The following is a 20071-nucleotide window of genomic DNA, read 5'->3' as shown; positions in this document are numbered from 1 at the left end:
TGAAATGCGAGCATGATTCCCGATACGGCAATTTTCTCTGCAATTTTTAGCGGCTGGGGTATCATCCCTGCCGTTTGTGGCCGAGTGAAGGTGGTGTATGAGTACGCAATTATCCGAAAGCTATCTGCAACGTTTTGGCGGAACGGCGAGGCTGTATGGTCAAAAGGCGCTGACGTTGTTCGCCGATTCCCATGTTTGTGTGATTGGCATCGGCGGCGTGGGATCCTGGGCGGCGGAAGCATTAGCCCGAACCGGCATTGGCGCGATTACCCTGATCGATATGGATGATGTGTGCGTAAGCAATACCAACCGGCAGATCCATGCTCTGCGTCAGCATACCGGCCAGCCGAAGACGGAAGTGATGGCCGAGCGTATTCTGGCGATTAACCCGGAGTGCCGGGTGACGTGTGTGGATGATTTTATTACCGCCGATAACGTTCAGACGTTGCTCGATCAGCATTTCAGTTACGTTATTGATGCCATCGATAGCGTGCGTCCGAAAGCGGCGCTGTTGGCCTGGTGTCGCCGCAACAAGGTGCCGGTAGTGACGACCGGCGGCGCCGGCGGGCAGATCGACCCCACCCGGATTGACGTCGCCGACCTGGCCAAAACCATCCAGGATCCACTGGCCGCCAAGCTGCGCGAGCGACTGAAACATGACTTCAACATCGTGAAGAACAGCAAGGGCAAATTGGGTATTGACTGCGTGTTTTCCAGCGAGCCGCTGGTTTATCCGCAACCGGACGGCTCGGTTTGCGCATCCCGCAGTACGGCCGATGGCGTCAAACGGATGGACTGTGCCGCCGGTTTTGGCGCCGCCACCATGGTGACTGCTACGTTTGGTTTTGTCGCGGTGTCCCATGCGCTGAAAAAAATGATGGCGAAGGCACAACGGCAGGCGTTATCTGAGACCGGCGTTGCCTGAAATTGGCATTGTCCTGCCGATATGTAGCCGCAATTGGGCTTAACGAACCGGATAGCCAGGTGAGAAATCGGTGGTGGAGGTTGAGGGTTGAGGGTTGAGGGTTGAGGGTTGAGGGTTGAGGGTTGAGGGTTGAGGGGATGCAATGGGGCCGCCGCGGGTAATCGCTAGCCCCACCGTTGAACGTCGCTAGTCTTCCTGGCCGGCGATATCGCGGACTCTGGCGGCCAGCGCCGCCAGCCCGCCGGCGCGGGATGCGCTGAGCTGCTGTTTCAACGCCAGGCGTTCAAACAGCGCCAGTGGGTTCATCTGGCGCAGTTCGGCGGCGGTTTTGCCTTCCACCGAGGTGAGCAGAATGGCGAGCAGGCCGCGGACGATACGGCCATCACTATCGCCATAAAAATGCAGCGTGCCGTCGGTACGCCGTTCGTAGCCCAGCCAGACTCTGTTCTCGCAGCCTGAAAGCGCAATCTGCTCCTGCCGGTATTCATCCGCCAGCGTCGGTAAGGTTTTAGCCAACAGGATAATCTGCCGGTAGCGTTCTTCCCAGGAACGGCAGGCGGCAAAACGTTCCAGCAGCGAGTTTTCGTCAACGGCAGTGCCGAATGGGTGTTGCGGGGTGTGGGTGGTCATTGGTTCAGTCCATCAGTAATTCAAGTGCTTTGCGTGTCGCAGCAACCAGCCGGGTGACATCTTCGGTGCTGTTATAAGGCGCGAAGGCGGCACGAACCGTGCCTGTAACGCCCAGTACAGCCGTCATCGGCTGCGCGCAATGATGCCCGGCCCGCAGGGCGATACCTTCCTCTGAAAGCAGCGTCGCCAGATCGTTGTGGTGGATGCCTTCAAAGATAAAAGGCAGCAGGCTGGCATTCGGGCTGCGGAAACTGCGAAAACCGGGCAGTTGGCTTAGCTGGCGTTCGGCATTCTCGGCCAGGGCGATGCTGTGCCGTTCTGCGCTAGGCCTGTCCTGCTGTTGCAACCAGTTAATCGCGGCCGCCAGACCGATCACACCGGCAATATGCGGCGTTCCAGCTTCAAAACGCTGCGGCGCCGTCAGGGCTTCGAACCCTTCGAAGGAGACGCTGGACATCATTTTTCCGCCGCCGTGCCACGGGGGCATTTGCTCCAGCAATTCGGATTTGCCATACAAGACGCCAATTCCGGTAGGGCCGTATAACTTGTGGCCAGAAAAAGCATAGAAATCAATATCCAGCTCGGCGACGTTCACTGTGCCATGTACTATCCCTTGCGCGCCGTCAACCATGACCACCGCCCCTGCCTGATGCGCCAGCGCGACGGCCTGGTGCAAATCAGGCATGCCGCCGGTGATATTGGACATCTGCGTGATGGCCAGTAGTCGGGTTTTTTCCGTGAGTAAAGCGGGTAGGCGGCGGATATCGGGCAGATGGCGATCATCCAACGGCAGCTTAATCACCCTGGCCCCGGTTTGCTGCGCGACGAGCAGCCAGGGAACCAGATTGGCATGATGCTCCGCTTCGCTGACCAGAATTTCATCGCCGGGTTGAAGGTAGGTGCGGGCATAACTTTGGGCAACCAGATTGATGGACTCCGTTGCGCCGCGCGTCCAGATAATATTGCGGCGACTCTCTGCGCCCAGCAGGCCGACGACGTCATCCCGCGCCCGTTCGAAAGCATCGGAAAGCGCGCGAGCGGCATGGTGTTGGCTGCGGTGCACATTGCCGGATGGGCTGGCATAGCAATCCCGAACGGCATCGATTACCGCAGTCGGCTTCAATGCGGTTGCCGCGCTATCAAGATAGACGCCGGGGTGCTGAAGCGCAGGAAACTGCTGGCGGAAATGGTGAAGGTTAAACGGTGTCATGGCTGTCCTCTGTTGAGGCTTCGATCCTGTCCCATTTTATCGGCTGAAACAAGTTTAGGACGATCCCTAGTCTGATTCTGCTGCGGGCAACGAAGACGTTGCTATGCTTAATAGTGAAGTTTTATCTCAAAAATTTCATTTTTACTGAAATTGGCAATGGTAAGGAGAACTTTATGAAGCATAAAGTATTGGCTACTGTGGCGCTGATTGCTCCATTCCTAATCGCTGGCTGTGCCAGTAACTATGTGCTGACGACCCAGGATGGCGACGCCATTATCGCCGAAGGTAAACCCAGCGTTGACGAAGAGACCGGTATGATCGCTTTTACCGATGTCTGGGGACGCCAGCAGCAGCTCAATAAAGACAACGTGAAGCAGATTGAGAGGGTGAAATAGCAGGAAGCTGAGGTTGTCACAGACAAAAAAAGCACCGCAAATGCGGTGCTGTATAAATTACTTAAGACAGACAGGGTAAATGTACAGGAAATACAGGTAGCTAGGCTACCGCGTCTGAAAATGCAGACAATAAACAAATAGCAAACACAACATCACAACCACAAGCCAAAAGCACGTCAGGCAATCATCGGTACTTTTCGTTCCGGCTCAGGGAAGTGGCGCTACTATAGGTATTTGCTGGTGCATCCTCAACGGACAATTTATAATGCCTCGGATTATAAAAACTAATGACAAACCACGTTTGTCTCCGTCTGAAATTGGTCCTGTTTAAAGAATCCGATGTATGTCGAAACGATTACCGCCGCTTAATGCGTTGCGTGTTTTTGATGCCGCGGCCCGGCATCTCAGCTTTACCAAAGCGGCAGAAGAGCTGTTTGTGACACAAGCTGCCGTTAGCCATCAAATCAAATCCCTGGAGGATTTTCTCGGGTTGAAGCTGTTCCGGCGGCGCAATCGCTCGTTGCTGTTGACGGAAGAAGGGCAAAGTTATTTTCTTGATATAAAAGAAATCTTTTCTGCTTTAAATGAGGCGACTCGCAAGTTGCAGGCGCGTAGCGCCAAAGGCGCGCTGACAGTCAGCTTGCTGCCGAGCTTCGCGATCCACTGGCTGGTGCCGCGCCTGTCGAGTTTCAATTCCGAATACCCGGGCATTGATGTGCGGATTCAGGCCGTCGATCGGGAGGAGGAGCGTTTACCGGATGATGTGGATGTGGCGATTTTCTACGGACGCGGCAACTGGCCGGGATTGAGAGTGGAAAAATTGTATGCCGAGTATCTGCTGCCGGTCTGCTCACCTTTGCTGCTGACCGGTGAACATCCGCTCAAGACGCCGGCGGATTTGGCATGGCACACATTGTTGCACGATGCTTCCCGACGTGACTGGCTGGCTTATACCCGGCAGTTGGGCATTTCGCAGAGTAATGTTCAGCAAGGGCCGATTTTCAGCCATAGTGCGATGGTGTTGCAGGCGGCTATTCATGGGCAGGGGGTGGCGTTGGCTAACAACGTGATGGCCCAGACCGAGATTGAAGCCGGTCGTCTGGTTTGCCCGTTCAACGATGTGCTGGTCAGTAAAAATGCATTTTATCTGGTTTGTCATGACAGTCAGGCTGAACTGGGTAAAATAGCCGCCTTTCGTCAGTGGATTCTGGCGCGGGCGGCCAGCGAACAGGAGAAGTTTCGCTTCCGCTACGATAACGGTTCACGCTGAGCTCCCGGGCTCAGCTTCTTTTTTTGATAATGGAGCGCTTGATGAACAGTCGTTTCATGCTGATATTTGCCGCCGTCAGCGGTTTTGTGTACGTGGCGCTCGGCGCGTTCGGCACCCATGTATTGAGTAAGTCTCTGGGGGACGCCGAAATGGGCTGGCTGCATACCGGCCTGCAATATCAGGCTTTTCATTCGTTGGTGATCCTGGTGCTTTCTGTCGCCATGAGCCAACGCGCCAACGTGTGGTTTTACTGGAGTTCGGTTTCCCTGGCGTTGGGTATCGTGTTGTTCAGCGGCAGCCTGTACTGCCTGGCGTTGTCCAGCTTGAGAATGTGGGTATTTGTTACGCCGGTGGGCGGCGTCTGTTTTCTGACTGGGTGGCTTTTGCTGCTGATTGGGGCGTTTCGCCTGAAGAAGAAGGCTGAATAGCATGAATAAAGTGATTTTGTATTGTCGGCCGGGGTTTGAGAAAGAGTGCGCGGCGGAGATTACCGACAAAGCGGGACGCCGCGATATTTATGGTTTTGTGCGGGTAAAAGATAACAGCGGTTATGTGATTTTCGAGTGTTATCAACATGAAGACGCCGATCGTTTGGTGCGTGAATTACCTTTCCGCGATCTGATTTTTGCTCGTCAAATGATGGTGTGTGGCGAGTTGCTGCGCGATCTGCCGCCGGAGGATCGCATTACGCCCATCGTAGGTATGCTGACTGGCGTGGTGGAGCGCGCGGGAGAATTGCGGGTCGAGGTTCCTGATACCAATGAGTGCAAGGAACTGATGAAATTTTGCCGCAAGTTTACGGTTCCGCTGCGTACCGCGCTGCGGAACGACAAGATTCTGCAGGCGCAGGAGAAACCTAACCGGCCAGTGGTTCATGTGTTGTTTATCGCCCCCGGTTGCTGTTACGTCGGCTACTCCTACAGCAACAACCATTCGCCGTTTTATATGGGGATCCCCCGGCTGAAGTTTCCCTCCGATGCGCCAAGCCGGTCGACGCTTAAGCTGGAAGAGGCGTTTCATGTGTTTATTCCAGCGGATGAGTGGGATGAGCGGCTGGGAAGTGGAATGTACGCGGTGGATCTCGGTGCTTGTCCGGGCGGGTGGACCTATCAACTGGTGAAGCGCAGTATGATGGTGCATGCCGTGGATAACGGCATGATGGCGCAGAGCCTGATGGATACCGGACAAGTTATTCATCATCAGGCGGATGGTTTTCGCTTTGAGCCGCCGCGCAATAACATCTACTGGCTGGTGTGCGATATGGTGGAAAAACCGGCTAAAGTCACCAGCCGCATGGCTGACTGGTTGGTAAACGGCTGGTGCCGGGAAGCGATTTTCAATCTCAAACTGCCGATGAAAAAGCGCTATGAAGAAGTTGCGCTGAATCTGGAAAAATTGACTCAGCGTTTACAGGAGGGCGGCATTAACGCAGAGATTCACGCCAAGCAGTTGTACCATGACCGAGAGGAGGTGACGGTGCATGTGCGGCGGATTTGGAGCGCTATTCCCGGCCGTCGCGACGAACGCTGAGTGTGTCATTCCCCGATTGGCAACCTGAGCTGTTGCAGGTTGCCATTAAGTTCCAGGTCGATTTTTAACGTGGCGACCTGACGACAGCGATACGCCATCTCCTGTTGTTCCACCAGTTTGCGTCGCCATTTTTCAGGGAGTTGTTCTAACTGCTGGTACAGCGCATCCAGCGATCCGGCCTGGTGCAGTAAGCTCGTTGCGGTTTTGGGGCCAATGCCGCTCACGCCGGGGATCTTACTGCTGCTTATCCCCGCCAGCCCCCAGTAATCCGGCAACAGCCCGGGTTCGACACCGAATTCCTGCCTGATGAAGGGCACATCCAGCCAGCGTTTCTGAAAGTAGTCGCGAATCTGAATGGTCGGCGCCAATAGTTGGCAGTAGCCCTTGTCGGTGGATACGATCGTCGCCTGATGGCCCTGTGCCGCGACTTTGCTGGCCAGTGTGGCCGCCAGGTCATCTGCTTCGTTACCCGGCGAGCGCCAGCTATCGACGCCTAGTCCCAGAAAAGCGTCTTTGATTTGTGGCAGTTCCTGACGCAGATTCTCCGGCATAGGCGGACGGCCTGCTTTGTAGTCCGGCAGCAGTTCATGCCGCCAACTTTGCGTGCGCTGTTCGTCGTCAAAGACTGCGACAGCGTGGGTAGGCCGGCTGTGCAGAATCAACTGTTTCAACGCATGCTGGCAGGCGGCCACACAAGGTGAACCCTGCACGGCATGGATCCGGCGGATAAGGTTAAGGGCATCAACAATCAGCAGGTGTACAGGCATAATCCGGCATTCGCAGTGATGGCAGCGGGAAATCACCGCTGCCGATAGGGGAAGAAATCAGGCACAGATTTCATAACAGGGAACGTATATGCTGCCCGGCAGCTTCATCCGTTGCTGAGACATGAAGCCCTGCAGTAGACGATCCATATCGTTCATGATTTCCGCATTACCGCGCAGTTTGTAAGGGCCCAGTTCCTCAATGGCACGAATGCCCGCTTCCTTGACGTTACCTGCAACGATGCCGGAGAACGCTTTACGCAAGGTCGCCGCCAGCTGCTCCGAGGGTTGATCCGGATGCAGATTGAGACTCGCCATGTTTTCATGGGTCGGCTCAAACGGCAATTGCAGTTCCGGTGCGATACGCAAAGACCAGTTGAAACTGTAAGCGTCTCCGGTATGGCGGCGATGCTCTTTCACCAACGGCATGGCTTTCTTCATCTGCCGCGCGACTTCCGCCGCATCGTTGATAATGATCGAATAATAGCGGCGAGCCTGACGGCCCAGCGTGCTGACGATAAACTCATCCAGTACCCGGAAATAATCGGCGCTTTCCTGTGGGCCGGTGAGAATGATCGGCAGTACCTGTTCGCTATTCTCCGGGTTCATCATGATCCCCAGCAGGTAGAGGAATTCCTCTGCGGTTCCCACGCCGCCAGGGAAGATGATAATGCCGTGACCGATACGAACGAATGCCTCAAGGCGTTTCTCGATATCCGGCATAATGACCAATTCGTTCACCAGTGGATTCGGCGGCTCTGCCGCAATGATCGACGGTTCGGTCATCCCGATGAAACGGCCATCCTTGTAGCGCTGCTGGGCATGCCCGACAGCGGCGCCTTTCATCGGCGCCTCCATCGCGCCCGGGCCGCAACCCGTGCAGATGTTCAGCTCGCGCAAACCCAACTGGCTACCGACTTTGCGGGCATAAAGGTATTCCGTTTCATTGATGGAATGCCCACCCCAGCATACGACCATGTTAGGCTCTTCACCCACATGCAGTGCTCTGGCGTTGCGCAGAATCGAGAACACCAGATTGGTAATGTGAACAGAGTCTTCCGGATCCAGCTCCAGGTTCTGGTAGCGGCCTGAGGTGGTGATCTGCGCGTTGACGAACAGGATATCCCGCAAAACGGCGAACAAGTTGGCCTGCAATGCGCGGATGATCTCACCGTCGACGAAGGCGTCTTCCGGTGGGTTGACCAATTCAAGTTTGACGCCACGTTCGCGACGTAACACGTTGATGTCATAGTCCTCGTAGCGGGAGAGTAACTCTTTGCTGTTGTCCGTCTGACTGCCGGAGTTCAGTACGGCAAGGGAACAATTTCGAAATAGCCGATAAAGATCGCTGCTGGCGGTGCTCTTTTTCAGCATATCCACTTCCAGTTGCGACAATAAATCCATGGAACCCAACGGGCTGATATGTGTAATCATACTACTCCCTGATAACGCAATGTGTTTCGACCGTTGTCCAACACGAGTCGGATCGACTCTTTCACCTTAACGTGCGGCAGACCTTTTTGCCAAGGGAAGCGAGGTTCGGCCGACAAAGTTGCGCGACGCTGCGCATTTTCTCATGGTATTTGTCGACGGAATCAGGTGTTGTCGGGATAAAATGATTGCCGTGTTTTTGGTTGGATAGCGTGGTTTGGGTGGCTATGCCTGGTGAACAAATACAGGCCAATTGATGAGAGGTTGAATGGAACATCAGGTATCACAGACATTGCAGGCGTTTACTCAACGTTATGTTGAATTGTGGCGCCGGGAAACCGATCATCCTCCGGCCAGTGCGGCGTTGTATGGCATTCCTTCGCCCTGTATAACGGACAACGGCGATGAGTGCGTTTTCTGGTTGCCGCAATTGCCGGTCGCCGCATCCCGTCTTGATGGCGTAGAGCGGGCACTGGATATTAGCGTGCATCCTGACGCGCATGCGTTCTTCTCCTGCCAGTATGCCGGTGATATGGAAGCCGAGTTCGGCGATATCCGCTGTTCGTTGCTGCAAGTCTGGAGTGAGGAGGATTTTATACGTATGCAGGAAAATCTTATCGGCCACCTGCTGACGCAAAAACGCCTTAAGTTGTCGCCGACACTGTTTCTTGCCAGTACGGATTCAGAAATGACGCTTATCTCTCTGTGTAATATCAGCGGTGAGGTGCTGCTGGAGGAGTTCGGTACGTCTCAGCGGCAAGTGCTTGCTCCCAGTCTGACTGACTTTTTGTATAAGCTTCAGCCAATAATTATGTAATCCGGAATCGTGTTTCGCTTTCCTGTTTGTAAGAGATCTCTCACATTGTGTGTAAGTGATCTCTCATATTTAATATTAAGCTAAGGTTTAAATTTTAATTTTTTATTATTAATTAATGAATTAATGATAGTTAGCCTCTGATACGTCCTTTCAACGGGGGATTGCGCTGTTTGGGTGGCTTGCCGATTCGATTCAATTAATACATCTTATTATTCAGTTTCGTAACACAGTAACGAGGTAGCTCTGGTTTCATCAGGATGATGAGTGAGGTGCCTGGTTGCGACCAGACTCTTTTTTCAGGATGAAATAAGGGACACCTCCAGGACGGAGAATGAGAGCCGGTTTGGGAATGCCGGTGGGGCAGGAGCCTAAAAAGGGAATGAGGTCATGGATGATCAAGAAGGATCGATTGTCAGGATGAAAGAAGGATCGTCAGCAAGGATAGCGGGTTAGGAAAACCAAAAGGAGATTTTTTTCAAGGATGAGCAGGGACGCAATTTTATAGCGGGAGTGCTATAAAGCAGCAGACTAAAAGGGGGTACTGATTCAGTACCCCCTTTTTTCTGTTTCAGTATGTCTGAAAACATGAATGGTGCTATGCTCTGCCGCCTTTTTAGCCCGATGAGATCCCGCATGAGTAATCCCAAAATCCAGGTTCGACAATCCCTGTTTGGTATTGAACAAGCGCTGAAAGCGAGCCTTTTATGGCAGAGCATTCCGCCGGATGACGCGGCTTTCACCAGCATTCAACCTTTTTGTCTTGACTGCATGCAGGCGGAACAGTGGCTACAATGGGTGCTCCTGCCAAGAATGCACGCGCTGCTGGACAGTGATGCGCCACTGCCTGAACGTGTCGCGATTCTGCCGTATTTCGAAGCGGCATTTGACGGCCGAACCGAAAGTATCACGCCGCTGTTGGCTGAGTTGCGTCGGTTTGACGACTTGTTTACCGGGTAAGCCGATGCTGGAAATACTTTATCAGGATGACTATCTGGTCGCCGTTAATAAACCGGCCGGATGGCTGGTGCACCGGAGCTGGCTGGATCGTAAGGAGAAAGTGGTTGTCATGCAGACCGTGCGCGATCAGATTGGTCGGCATGTGTTTACGGTTCATCGTCTCGATAGGCCTACATCGGGTGTGTTGTTGATGGCTTTGTCGCCGGAAGTGGCTCGTATGCTGGCGTTACAGTTTGAGCAGCATCAGATGGAGAAAACCTATCATGCCGTTGTGCGCGGATATGTGGCGGATGAGGGCGTCATCGATTATGCCTTGACCGAGGAGCTGGATCGCATCGCGGATAAGTACGCGGATCCGAATAAAGCCCCTCAGCCTGCCGTCAGCGCTTATCGCGCATTGGCGAGAGCCGAAATGCCGGTTGCGATTGGGCGGTATGAAACGTCTCGCTACAGCTTGCTTGAACTCCACCCCAAAACCGGCCGCAAGCATCAGTTACGGCGTCATATGGCGCATATCCGCCACCCGATTATCGGCGATACCACGCACGGCGATCTGCGCCAGAATCGCGGTATGGCCACGCATTTTTCCTGTTCCAGACTGATGCTGCACGCCAGCCGTTTGCGTCTGAACCATCCGATCACCCATGTTCCTCTGGATATTTATGCCCGCTGGGATCAAAGCTGGCAGGGGGTCATGTCGCAGTTTGGCTGGCAGGGCGGTATCCCTGATGTTGAAAGGGTTGAGTTTGGGTCTGACTGGCGGCAGGATAGCGGGCTGACGTCAGAATAAAACGGGAGAATAGGCGTTATGGCGCGAATCGGTATTTTTGTTGGCACTGTCTACGGCAATGCGTTGCTGGTGGCGGAGGAAGCGGAGAATATTCTGCGCGAGCACGGGCATGAAGTGAAAGTCTTTGAGGAGGCTTCACTTGATGACTGGATGGCTTATCGCAACGACGTCATTCTGGTCGTGACTTCTACCACCGGGCAGGGGCAATTGCCGGAATCCCTCATTCCTCTTTATGGCGCGCTGCGCGACAACGTCGGTTATCAGCCTGAAGTCCGCTACGGCCTGATTGCACTGGGCGACAGCAGCTATGAACATTTCTGCGGCGGCGGCCGTTTGTTTGATGCTCAATTGCAGGAAATGGGCGCCAAACGTGTCGGCGAGGTGCTGGAAATTGATGCGACGGAGCACCCTGAGCCGGAAGTCATTTCTTGTCCGTGGGTAGAAAGCTGGGCATCGTTGGTGTCGTAAAATCAACAAGTGGAAGGATTCGTGTGAGGCGTAGCGTGGAGCCTCACACGGTAGTTCGATGCCGTCTCAGCGTTTGGTCAGCTTTTCCAGATCTGATTCTATTTCATTGATTTTATTAGTGACAACGTTTTCAAGATGGCGTAAATCCGCCAGGATTTTGCGTTTTAAATCCACTTCAGCCTGATCGCGCTGGCAGAGTTGATCCAGTTCATCGACGACATAACGTAGGTTGGGGCTGATCTCGTCAATTTCCTTATAACCTTGGCCATTGCTGTCTGCTGCAATGGTTTTACGTTGGCGCGGATATTTGAATTTGACGCTTTTAGCGAAGAACTCCCCTTTGTCCTTGCGAAAGTAGATCTTAAGAATATCGTTGCTGGCTTCCTGACGAAGGCTATAGCGATCAATATCTTCCGGATTGGTAATCCCCAGACTTTTCAGATTGTCGTACATAGCACCACCTTTTTTGTTTTCGTTGGCCGTAAGCAAAATGGCTGAACGCCGTGTGGGTGTGTGGCCTGAGGCCGTAAAAAATGGCGGGTTATTACCCGCCAATTAGTTTAGTCGATGGTGCGTAATAACTCATTAATTCCCACTTTTCCGCGGGTTTTGGCGTCCACTTTTTTCACGATCACCGCGCAGTACAAGCTGTAGCTGCCATCTTTGGAGGGCAGGTTGCCGGAAACCACTACGGAGCCCGCCGGTACGCGACCGTAATGGATTTCGCCGGTCTCGCGATCGTAAATCTTGGTGCTCTGACCAATGAATACGCCCATGGAGATGACGGAACCCTCTTCTACGATCACACCTTCCACCACTTCGGAACGCGCACCGATGAAGCAATTGTCTTCGATGATGGTCGGATTGGCCTGCAGCGGCTCCAGTACGCCGCCGATGCCGACGCCGCCGGAAAGATGAACGTTTTTACCAATCTGCGCGCAAGAGCCGACAGTCGCCCAGGTATCTACCATGGTGCCTTCGTCAACATAAGCGCCGATGTTGACGTAGGAGGGCATTAATACGGTATTGCGAGCGATATAGGCACCCTGACGCACGCTGGCGGGAGGTACGACGCGGAAGCCTTCGCGCTGGAAGCGCGCTTCGTCGTAGTCGGCGAATTTCATCGGTACTTTGTCATAGTAGCGGGTTTCCGCACCTTCCAGCAGACGGTTGTCATTGATGCGGAAAGAGAGCAGAACCGCTTTCTTCAGCCACTGGTGAGTGACCCATTGACCGTTGATTTTTTCAGCCACACGCAGCACGCCGCTATCCAACTGGCTGATAACCTGATTGATCGCTTCTCGCGTTACGTTGTTCACGCTGGTCGGAGTGATTTCTGCGCGACGTTCAAACGCGGTTTCGATGATGTTCTGTAATTGCTGCATCCTGTTTCTCTTTCGTAATTAACAAAAACAGGCCACGTCATGCATGAGTCGCAAGTTGCATCTCATGCCGGGCGCGGCCAGACATTCAAGTTAGGGGTCATTTATCGTTTGGGTTGAGGGCTTCTGTCAACCGTTGCTGCAGTTTGAGACGTAATTCGGGGCTTAATGCCCGTCTTTCTCCATCTGCCAGAATAAATAAGTCCTCGACTCGTTCCCCTATGGTGGAAATCCTGGCGCCATGCAGCGACAGATTGAGGTCGGCGAAGACTTCGCCTACCCGCGCCAGCAGGCCGGGCTGATCGAGTGCGATCAGCTCCATGTAACTGCGGCGATCGGTATGCGTCGGCAGGAAGCTGACCTCGGTCGGCACGCTGAAATGACGCAGCTTGGGGGATGGCCTGCGAATGCGGGGGTGTTGATAGTCCCGCTGCGTCAACGCTTGCTCGATGGCATGCCGGATCATGTCATGGCGGTCGGGAGCCAGCGGGTTGCCGTCCGGCTCCAACACGATGAACGTATCCATCGCCATACCATCACGACTGGTGAAGATCTGGGCATCATGAACGCTCAGATTGCGGCGATCCAGCTCGCCGGCCACCGCGGCAAACAGATACGGGCGGTCGGGGCTCCAGATAAAGATCTCCGTGCCGCCGCGACTGGCTTGATGGCTGATCAGCACCAACGGTTTGTTGACATCGTGTTCCAGCAGATGGCGAGCGTGCCAGGCCAACTGATTCGGCGAATGCCGTAGGAAGTAGTCTGCCCGACAACGGCTCCAGATGGCATGCAGCGCCTCTTCGTTGATGTTGTCCATCCGCAGTAGCGCCATGGCTTGCAGACGGTGGTGCCGCACGCGCTCCCGTAGATCCGGGGAGTTCTGCATCCCGCGGCGCAACTGTTTTTCGGTCGCCAGATAGAGTTCGCGCAACAGGCTCTGTTTCCAGCTGTTCCACAATGTTTCGTTGGTGGCGCAAATATCCGCTACCGTCAGGTTGAGCAGGTAGCGCAAACGGGTTTCGCTCTGTACCTGTTCGGCGAATTGCTGGATGACCGCCGGATCCTGAATATCGCGGCGTTGCGCGGTGACTGACATCAGCAGGTGGCAGCGCACCAGCCAGGAAACCAACTGTGTTTCACGGGAGTTGAGGCCATGCAGCGCGGCGAATTCCAGGGCGTCTTTCGCGCCCAGCTCTGAATGATCGCCGCCCCGGCCCTTGGCGATATCGTGGAACAGTGCGGCCAGCAGCAGCAGCTCCGGTTGCGGCAGACGCGGATAAAGCTCTACGCACAACGGGTGTTCTTTACGGGTGGCCTCTTCGGAGAAGCTTTCCAGATTCAATAATACGCGGATGGTGTGCTCGTCCACGGTATAGGCATGAAACAGATCGAACTGCATCTGGCCGACAATATTTCCCCACTGCGGCATATAGGCCCACAGTACGCTGTGCGTGTGCATCGGCAACAGCGCTCGGCTGACGGCCTTAGGGTGACTCAGAATAGTCATGAACAGATTGCGTGCTTCCGGGATGGTACACAGCGGCTGTTTGAGGTGGCGACGCGCGTGGCGCAGCAAACGTAATGTGGTGGAGTAAATGCCGGTGATCTCCTGATGGCGAGCCATCAGATAGAACATACGCATAATGGATTCGGGCTTGTGCTCGAACAAGGTGGCGTCGCGTAAATCGATCAGCGTGCCTCTGAGCTGGAATTCGTCATCCAGCGGGCGCGGTTTTTCGCTGGTTTCCAGCGCCAGGATCGCCTCGTCGAACAGCTGCAGCAGCATTTGGTTCAACTCGCCCACCCGGCGAGTGACGCGATAGAAATCTTTCATCATCCGTTCGACCGGCGCGTTGCCTTCCCCCTGATATTGCAGGAGTTGGGCGACGTTTAACTGGCGATCGAACAATAGGCGGTTGTCGTAGCGGTTCAGTATCAGGTGCAGGGCGAAGCGGATACGCCACAGGAAACTCTGGCACTCGTTCAGTTCGTTTCGTTCCGCTTTGGTAAGAAAACCGAAACCCACCATCTCGTTGAGCGAGGTGGCGCCGAAGTGGCGGCGAGCGACCCATAGCAACGTATGGATATCCCGCAGCCCGCCGGGGCTGCTTTTGATATCAGGTTCGAGATTGTAGCTGGTGCTGTGGTAACGCTGATGGCGTTCCCGCTGTTCGGCGATTTTGGCGGGAAAGAACGTTTCCGAAGGCCAGAAATCGTCGCTGAATATCTGTTTCTGCAAGGAAAGGAACAGCGCCACGTCGCCACATATCATGCGGGACTCAATCAGGTTGGTGGCTACGGAAATGTCGGCGATGCCTTCTTGCAGACACTCTTCCAACGTGCGCACGCTGTGCCCGACCTCCAGTCTGAGATCCCACAGCAGGGTGATGAAGGCGCCAATCGTTTGCGATTGGGTTTCAGTCAGTTTGTGCTGGCTCAACACCAGTAAGTCGATGTCCGAGAGCGGGTGCAGCTCGCCGCGTCCGTAACCACCGACGGCCACCAACGCCGTTTGTGGCACATGTTCAAAACCGTAGAATCGCCACAGGCGCTGCATCAGGTGATCGATAAACAGGGTGCGCGCGTCTACCAGGTTTTCGGCGCTGATGCCGGCCTTGAATTCGTCGGCCAGCCAGTTCTGGAACGTTTCCAGATGTTGCCTCAGGATTTGGCATTCCAACATGTCGTCGCTGAACGTCAACGGTGAGGCGGGCGGGGGATTGATCGAACCCGTGGTGCCGGGAAGTTCATGCGAAAGGTCTCTGTCGATCATGATATACAGCTCGTTAAGATGGCCAGGAGTCGTGTGGATGTGTTTGCCGTATACGGCCGGCGGGAAGGCAGCCAGGATTATGGTTATAAAAAAGCCGGCGGACGCCGGCTTAGTTTTATTCCTGATGCGTGATGATGTTGGGAATGGTGTCGTCCTTTCGCAACGTCATTATTTCGCAGCCGTTTTCTGTCACCACAATAGTATGCTCGTACTGCGCCGACAAGCTGCGATCCTTGGTTTTTACCGTCCAGCCGTCTTTCATGGTGCGAATGCGATAGTCGCCGGCATTGACCATCGGTTCCACGGTGAACGCCATGCCCGGTTGCAGCACCACGCCGCCGTCATCGGCGTCATAGTGCAGTACCTGCGGTTCTTCGTGGAATCCTTTGCCGATACCGTGGCCGCAGTATTCGCGCACTACGGAAAAATCATGAGCCTCGACGTACTTCTGGATTTCGCGTCCCAGCGAACGCAGACGAATGCCGGGTTTGATCATGCGCAGCGCCAGATACAGGCTTTCCTGCGTGACTTTGCAAAGCCGTTCTCCCTGGATAGTCGGTTTGCCGGCGATGAACATGGTTGAGGTGTCGCCGTGAAAACCATCCTTGATGACGGTGACGTCGATATTCACGATATCGCCGTCCTTGAGAATTTTGTCGTCGCTGGGGATACCGTGGCAGACCACTTCATTGACGGAAATACACACGGATTTCGGGAAACCGTGGTATCCCAGACAGGCAGAAACCGCTTGCTGGTTATTGACGATATGCTCATGGCAGCGTCTGTCCAGCTCCCCGGTACTGACGCCTGGCACCACATGGGGTTCAATTATTTCAAGCACTTCGGCGGCCAACCGGCCGGCCACACGCATTTTTTCGATATCTTCAGAGGTTTTGATTGATATTGCCATTGAACGTTGTCCGCAGGTGTCGTTTTCTTCATCGAAAACGAAAAATCGGTAAGTTAGTGATTTATGGTATCAGCCCTGCCGGATGCTGCCAAACATGATTCTTTTACGCGGTTGTCATATGACGCGCCCTATTGCCCGGTAACATACAACAAAAGTTGGTGTCTGACGGTGGTTTGTGGTATAAAGCGCGCCGGTGATCCGGCGGCTATTTTCTGGCTTCGGTCTGGATTTATCTGCTGGTTCGAACTGAACTCACTATGTGTATAACACACACGTATCGACACATCCGCCGGGGTGCCCGGGTGGCGTTTCATCAGGGTCGGCGAATGGGATACGTGGAGGCATAACCCCACACTTAATTTATAGAGGTAATCATGGCAACTGTTTCCATGCGCGATATGCTCAAGGCGGGCGTACACTTTGGTCACCAGACTCGTTTCTGGAACCCGAAAATGAAACCGTTCATCTTCGGTGCTCGTAACAAAGTTCACATCATCAACCTTGAGAAGACGGTACCAATGTTCAACGAAGCTTTGGCTGAATTGAGCAAAATCGCTTCCCGTAAGGGCAAGATTCTGTTTGTTGGTACTAAGCGCGCAGCCAGTGAAGCGGTAAAAGAAGCGGCCGTCAACTGTGATCAGTTCTTCGTGAACCACCGTTGGCTGGGCGGTATGCTGACTAACTGGAAAACCGTTCGTCAGTCCATCAAGCGTCTGAAAGATTTGGAAACCCAGGCTCAGGATGGCACGTTCGACAAGCTGACCAAGAAAGAGGCGCTGCTGCGTACTCGCGAACTGGATAAGCTGGAAAACAGCCTGGGCGGTATCAAGGATATGGGCGGCCTGCCTGACGCGCTGTTTGTCGTTGATGCCGATCACGAACACATCGCCATCAAAGAAGCAAACAACCTGGGCATTCCGGTATTCGCCATCGTCGATACCAACTCCGATCCGGATGGTGTTGACTACATTATCCCGGGTAACGATGACGCCATCCGCGCTGTCACCCTGTATCTGAGCGCTGTGGCTACCGCTGTTCGCGAAGGCCGTTCTCAGGATCTGGCTGAACAGGCTGAAGAGAGCTTCGTCGAAGCCGAATAATAAGGCCAGCTCTGTTGAGCCCTTATTAACCAGGTATACATATGTTGGTTAGGGGGCCTGTTATGGCCCCTTTTTTACTTATCTCTCACGCGAGATAACCGAGGAAAAGATAATGGCTGAAATTACCGCTGCCCTGGTAAAAGAACTGCGCGAACGTACCGGCGCAGGCATGATGGAATGTAAGAAAGCTTTGGTTGAAGCCAATGGCGACATCGAGCTGGCTATCGACAACATGCGTAAATCTGGCCAGGCTAAAGCTGCGAAAAAAGCAGGTCGCGTTGCTGCTGAAGGTATCATCCTGACTAAAATTGCAGCAGACGGCAAATACGGCGTCATCCTTGAACTGAACTGCGAAACTGACTTCGTGGCCAAAGATGCCGGCTTCAAAGCCTTTGGCGAAGAAGTGGCTACCGCCGCTCTGAATGAGCGCGTTTCCGACGTCGAAGTGTTGAAAGCGAAATTCGAAGAACAGCGTACCGCTCTGGTGGCTAAGATCGGCGAAAACATCAATATTCGTCGTATCACCGTTCAGACTGGCGATGCTTTGGGGGCTTATCTGCACGGTGCGCGCATTGGCGTTCTGGTTTCGGCTTCCGGCGCCAACGACGAGCTGATCAAACACATCGCCATGCACATTGCCGCCAGCAAACCCGAGTACGTTAATGCAGACGACGTACCGGCCGATGTGGTTGCACGCGAACACCAGATTCAGCTGGATATCGCCATGCAGTCCGGCAAACCGCGTGAAATCGCGGAAAAAATGGTTGAAGGCCGTATGCGTAAGTTTACCGGTGAGATCTCTCTGACCGGCCAGAACTTCGTTATGGATCCGAACAAGACCGTTGGCCAGTTGCTGAAAGAAAGCAATGCGTCTGTCACCAGCTTCGTGCGTTTCGAAGTGGGTGAAGGCATCGAGAAAGCCGAAGTTGATTTTGCCGCCGAAGTCGCGGCGATGAGCAAGCAGTCTTAAGATGCAAAAAAAGGGCCGCCAGTTGGCGGTTCCTTTTTATCCAGCCAAACTGAATTTCATATATCGGGCGATCCCTTCTCCTTCGCCGGGTATGGCAGTAACAAATCCCCAATACGATGACAGCCTGTTAGGACAAATACACCATGGCAACCAATGCAAAACCCGTATATCAACGTATCCTGCTCAAGCTCAGTGGCGAAGCGCTGCAGGGAACCGAAGGTTTCGGTATTGATGCGAGCATTCTTGATCGCATGGCTCAGGAAGTTAAAGAATTGGTTGAACTGGGTATTCAGGTCGGCGTAGTGATCGGCGGGGGCAACCTGTTTCGCGGCGCGGGCCTGGCCAAGGCGGGGATGAATCGTGTTGTGGGCGACCACATGGGGATGCTGGCGACAGTAATGAATGGCCTGGCGATGCGTGATGCCTTACACCGTGCTTATGTGAACGCCCGCCTGATGTCCGCCATTCCGCTGAACGGCGTTTGCGACAACTACAGTTGGGCGGAGGCGATCAGCCTGCTGCGCAACAACCGTGTGGTTATTTTCTCTGCGGGAACCGGCAACCCGTTCTTTACGACGGATTCCGCCGCCTGTCTGCGCGGCATTGAAATCGAAGCTGACGTTGTGTTGAAAGCCACCAAGGTCGATGGCGTATATTCCGCTGATCCGGTGAAAGATCCCTCCGCAGTCCTCCACGATTTCCTGACTTATCAGGACGTCTTGGAGCGAGAACTGAAAGTGATGGATCTGGCCGCCTTTACTCTGGCCCGTGATCATAATCTGCCGATCCGGGTCTTTAACATGAATAAACCGGGTGCTCTGCGACGTGTCGTGATGGGCGAAAAAGAAGGGACGTTGATCAGTAATAACGGCTGACGTCTATTTTAAGGTAATATCCTGTTTTGGCGACATAATGCGGCGCCAGGCATCGCCAGTCATGCTGGCGGAAATGATTCACCGGGTCATGCCGAAGCGTGACCTGATAGGCCAATCAGTTTTCAAGGGCTCATAAACGTGATTAACGAAATCAGAAAAGATGCTGAAACACGCATGGATAAATGCGTAGAGGCTTTCAAGAGCCAGATCGGTAAAATCCGTACCGGCCGCGCTTCTCCCAGCCTGCTGGATGGTATCCATGTCGAGTATTACGGCAGTGCGACTCCGCTGCGCCAGCTGGCGAATATCGTAGTTGAAGACGCCCGTACACTGGCGGTGACGGTTTTTGACCGCACGATGGGGCCGGCGGTGGAAAAAGCCATCATGGCTTCCGATCTGGGTCTGAATCCGATGTCTGCCGGCACGGTTATCCGTGTTCCGCTGCCGCCGCTGACGGAAGAGCGTCGTAAAGATTTGATTAAGGTTGTGCGTGGCGATGCCGAACAGGGCCGTGTCTCGGTTCGTAATGTTCGCCGCGATGCCAACGACAAATTGAAGGTATTGTTAAAAGACAAAACTATCAGTGAGGATGAAGAACGTCGTGCTCAGGATGAAATCCAGAAACTGACCGACAGCTTCATCAAGAAAGTCGATGCGGCACTTGCCGATAAAGAAAAAGAGTTGATGGACTTCTAATTGATGTAGTCCGGTGCGCCGTTGGTGGGAAGGGAATTGTGCGCCTTCCTTCCACGGCGCTTTGTTTTTTCGTTTCCCGTACTTGCGTTTTGTGTAACGCCACGCATTTCAGAATGTGAGAAGTCGACAGTTCGACGCTTGCGCTACAGACTGGCTCAACGCCCGTAATCAAACGCAG

At 54.0% G+C, this 20071-nt stretch carries 21 protein-coding genes; 13 read left to right on the top strand and 8 right to left on the bottom strand.

The window, feature by feature from the left end:
- The first annotated feature begins 97 nt into the window (after nt 1–97).
- Nucleotides 98–925 (top strand): tRNA cyclic N6-threonylcarbamoyladenosine(37) synthase TcdA, encoded by an 828-nt coding sequence (gene tcdA / locus DPA2511_RS15395; protein ID WP_015854674.1) that lies wholly within the window; start codon nt 98–100, stop codon nt 923–925.
- Between the two features lie 186 nt (nt 926–1111).
- Here tcdA and csdE read toward each other — a convergent pair whose 3' ends face one another.
- Nucleotides 1112–1555: a cysteine desulfurase sulfur acceptor subunit CsdE gene (csdE, locus tag DPA2511_RS15390; RefSeq protein WP_015854673.1), complete on the bottom strand. Its 444-nt coding sequence runs from the start codon at nt 1553–1555 to the stop codon at nt 1112–1114.
- 4 nt (nt 1556–1559) lie between these two features.
- Nucleotides 1560–2765 (bottom strand): cysteine desulfurase CsdA, encoded by a 1206-nt coding sequence (csdA, locus tag DPA2511_RS15385; protein WP_015854672.1) that lies wholly within the window; start codon nt 2763–2765, stop codon nt 1560–1562.
- 173 nt (nt 2766–2938) lie between these two features.
- Between csdA and DPA2511_RS15380 the strand changes: the two genes are divergently transcribed.
- From DPA2511_RS15380 to rlmM, 4 genes are all read left to right on the top strand, one after another.
- Nucleotides 2939–3160 (top strand): YgdI/YgdR family lipoprotein, encoded by a 222-nt coding sequence (locus DPA2511_RS15380; protein ID WP_015854671.1) that lies wholly within the window; start codon nt 2939–2941, stop codon nt 3158–3160.
- A 343-nt stretch (nt 3161–3503) separates the two neighbouring features.
- Entirely contained in the window at nt 3504–4430 is a 927-nt protein-coding gene (locus DPA2511_RS15375; protein WP_015854670.1) for a transcriptional regulator GcvA, read from the top strand.
- Nucleotides 4431–4471: 41 nt separating this feature from the next.
- A complete protein-coding gene (locus DPA2511_RS15370; protein WP_015854669.1) occupies nt 4472–4858 on the top strand; it encodes a DUF423 domain-containing protein in 387 nt (128 codons plus the stop codon).
- A gap of 1 nt (nt 4859) precedes the next feature.
- Complete coding sequence (rlmM, locus tag DPA2511_RS15365; protein WP_015854668.1) at nt 4860–5960, top strand: 23S rRNA (cytidine(2498)-2'-O)-methyltransferase RlmM; 1101 nt, start codon at nt 4860–4862, stop codon at nt 5958–5960.
- Between the two features lie 5 nt (nt 5961–5965).
- On the opposite strand, the gene xni is transcribed toward rlmM, so the two are convergent.
- Both xni and ppnN read right to left on the bottom strand, forming a co-directional pair.
- Entirely contained in the window at nt 5966–6727 is a 762-nt protein-coding gene (gene xni / locus DPA2511_RS15360; protein ID WP_015854667.1) for a flap endonuclease Xni, read from the bottom strand.
- 57 nt (nt 6728–6784) lie between these two features.
- Entirely contained in the window at nt 6785–8158 is a 1374-nt protein-coding gene (gene ppnN, locus DPA2511_RS15355; RefSeq protein WP_015854666.1) for a nucleotide 5'-monophosphate nucleosidase PpnN, read from the bottom strand.
- A 265-nt stretch (nt 8159–8423) separates the two neighbouring features.
- Between ppnN and syd the strand changes: the two genes are divergently transcribed.
- The 4 genes from syd (at nt 8424) to DPA2511_RS15335 (ending at nt 11187) form a co-directional block, all read left to right on the top strand.
- The gene (syd, locus tag DPA2511_RS15350; RefSeq protein ID WP_015854665.1) at nt 8424–8972 is read left to right on the top strand and encodes a SecY-interacting protein; all 549 of its coding nucleotides are present in this window, start codon (nt 8424–8426) and stop codon (nt 8970–8972) included.
- Nucleotides 8973–9605: 633 nt separating this feature from the next.
- Nucleotides 9606–9929 carry a YqcC family protein gene (locus DPA2511_RS15345; RefSeq protein WP_015854664.1) on the top strand — a complete coding sequence of 108 codons (324 nt, stop codon included), beginning with the start codon at nt 9606–9608 and terminating at the stop codon, nt 9927–9929.
- A 4-nt stretch (nt 9930–9933) separates the two neighbouring features.
- Complete coding sequence (gene truC, locus DPA2511_RS15340) at nt 9934–10719, top strand: tRNA pseudouridine(65) synthase TruC (RefSeq protein WP_015854663.1); 786 nt, start codon at nt 9934–9936, stop codon at nt 10717–10719.
- A gap of 18 nt (nt 10720–10737) precedes the next feature.
- The gene (locus DPA2511_RS15335) at nt 10738–11187 is read left to right on the top strand and encodes a flavodoxin (protein ID WP_015854662.1); all 450 of its coding nucleotides are present in this window, start codon (nt 10738–10740) and stop codon (nt 11185–11187) included.
- A 66-nt stretch (nt 11188–11253) separates the two neighbouring features.
- Here the strand turns inward: DPA2511_RS15335 and DPA2511_RS15330 are convergent, their stop codons facing one another.
- The 4 genes from DPA2511_RS15330 to map form a co-directional block, all read right to left on the bottom strand.
- A complete protein-coding gene (locus tag DPA2511_RS15330; RefSeq protein ID WP_015854661.1) occupies nt 11254–11640 on the bottom strand; it encodes a DUF3461 family protein in 387 nt (128 codons plus the stop codon).
- A gap of 107 nt (nt 11641–11747) precedes the next feature.
- The gene (gene dapD / locus DPA2511_RS15325) at nt 11748–12572 is read right to left on the bottom strand and encodes a 2,3,4,5-tetrahydropyridine-2,6-dicarboxylate N-succinyltransferase (RefSeq protein WP_015854660.1); all 825 of its coding nucleotides are present in this window, start codon (nt 12570–12572) and stop codon (nt 11748–11750) included.
- 97 nt (nt 12573–12669) lie between these two features.
- Nucleotides 12670–15342, bottom strand: coding sequence for a bifunctional uridylyltransferase/uridylyl-removing protein GlnD (gene glnD, locus DPA2511_RS15320; protein ID WP_015854659.1), 2673 nt, complete (start codon nt 15340–15342; stop codon nt 12670–12672).
- Nucleotides 15343–15457: 115 nt separating this feature from the next.
- On the bottom strand, nt 15458–16252 hold the full coding sequence (gene map, locus DPA2511_RS15310; RefSeq protein ID WP_015854658.1) for a type I methionyl aminopeptidase: 795 nt from the start codon (nt 16250–16252) through the stop codon (nt 15458–15460).
- Nucleotides 16253–16626: 374 nt separating this feature from the next.
- Here map and rpsB point away from each other — a divergent pair, with 374 nt between their 5' ends.
- The 4 genes from rpsB (at nt 16627) to frr (ending at nt 19893) form a co-directional block, all read left to right on the top strand.
- Nucleotides 16627–17352 carry a 30S ribosomal protein S2 gene (rpsB, locus tag DPA2511_RS15305; protein ID WP_015854657.1) on the top strand — a complete coding sequence of 242 codons (726 nt, stop codon included), beginning with the start codon at nt 16627–16629 and terminating at the stop codon, nt 17350–17352.
- A gap of 112 nt (nt 17353–17464) precedes the next feature.
- Nucleotides 17465–18322 carry a translation elongation factor Ts gene (gene tsf, locus DPA2511_RS15300; protein WP_015854656.1) on the top strand — a complete coding sequence of 286 codons (858 nt, stop codon included), beginning with the start codon at nt 17465–17467 and terminating at the stop codon, nt 18320–18322.
- Nucleotides 18323–18465: 143 nt separating this feature from the next.
- The gene (gene pyrH, locus DPA2511_RS15295) at nt 18466–19197 is read left to right on the top strand and encodes a UMP kinase (RefSeq protein WP_015854655.1); all 732 of its coding nucleotides are present in this window, start codon (nt 18466–18468) and stop codon (nt 19195–19197) included.
- A 138-nt stretch (nt 19198–19335) separates the two neighbouring features.
- Nucleotides 19336–19893 (top strand): ribosome recycling factor, encoded by a 558-nt coding sequence (gene frr, locus DPA2511_RS15290; RefSeq protein WP_015854654.1) that lies wholly within the window; start codon nt 19336–19338, stop codon nt 19891–19893.
- Nucleotides 19894–20071: the final 178 nt, after the last annotated feature.

Origin of the sequence: Musicola paradisiaca NCPPB 2511, from assembly GCF_000400505.1 — a bacterium.
In the GTDB taxonomy this organism is placed as follows: domain Bacteria; phylum Pseudomonadota; class Gammaproteobacteria; order Enterobacterales; family Enterobacteriaceae; genus Musicola; species Musicola paradisiaca.
Note: the sequence above shows the minus strand (reverse complement) of the source record. Positions and strands in the feature narration are given on the sequence as shown.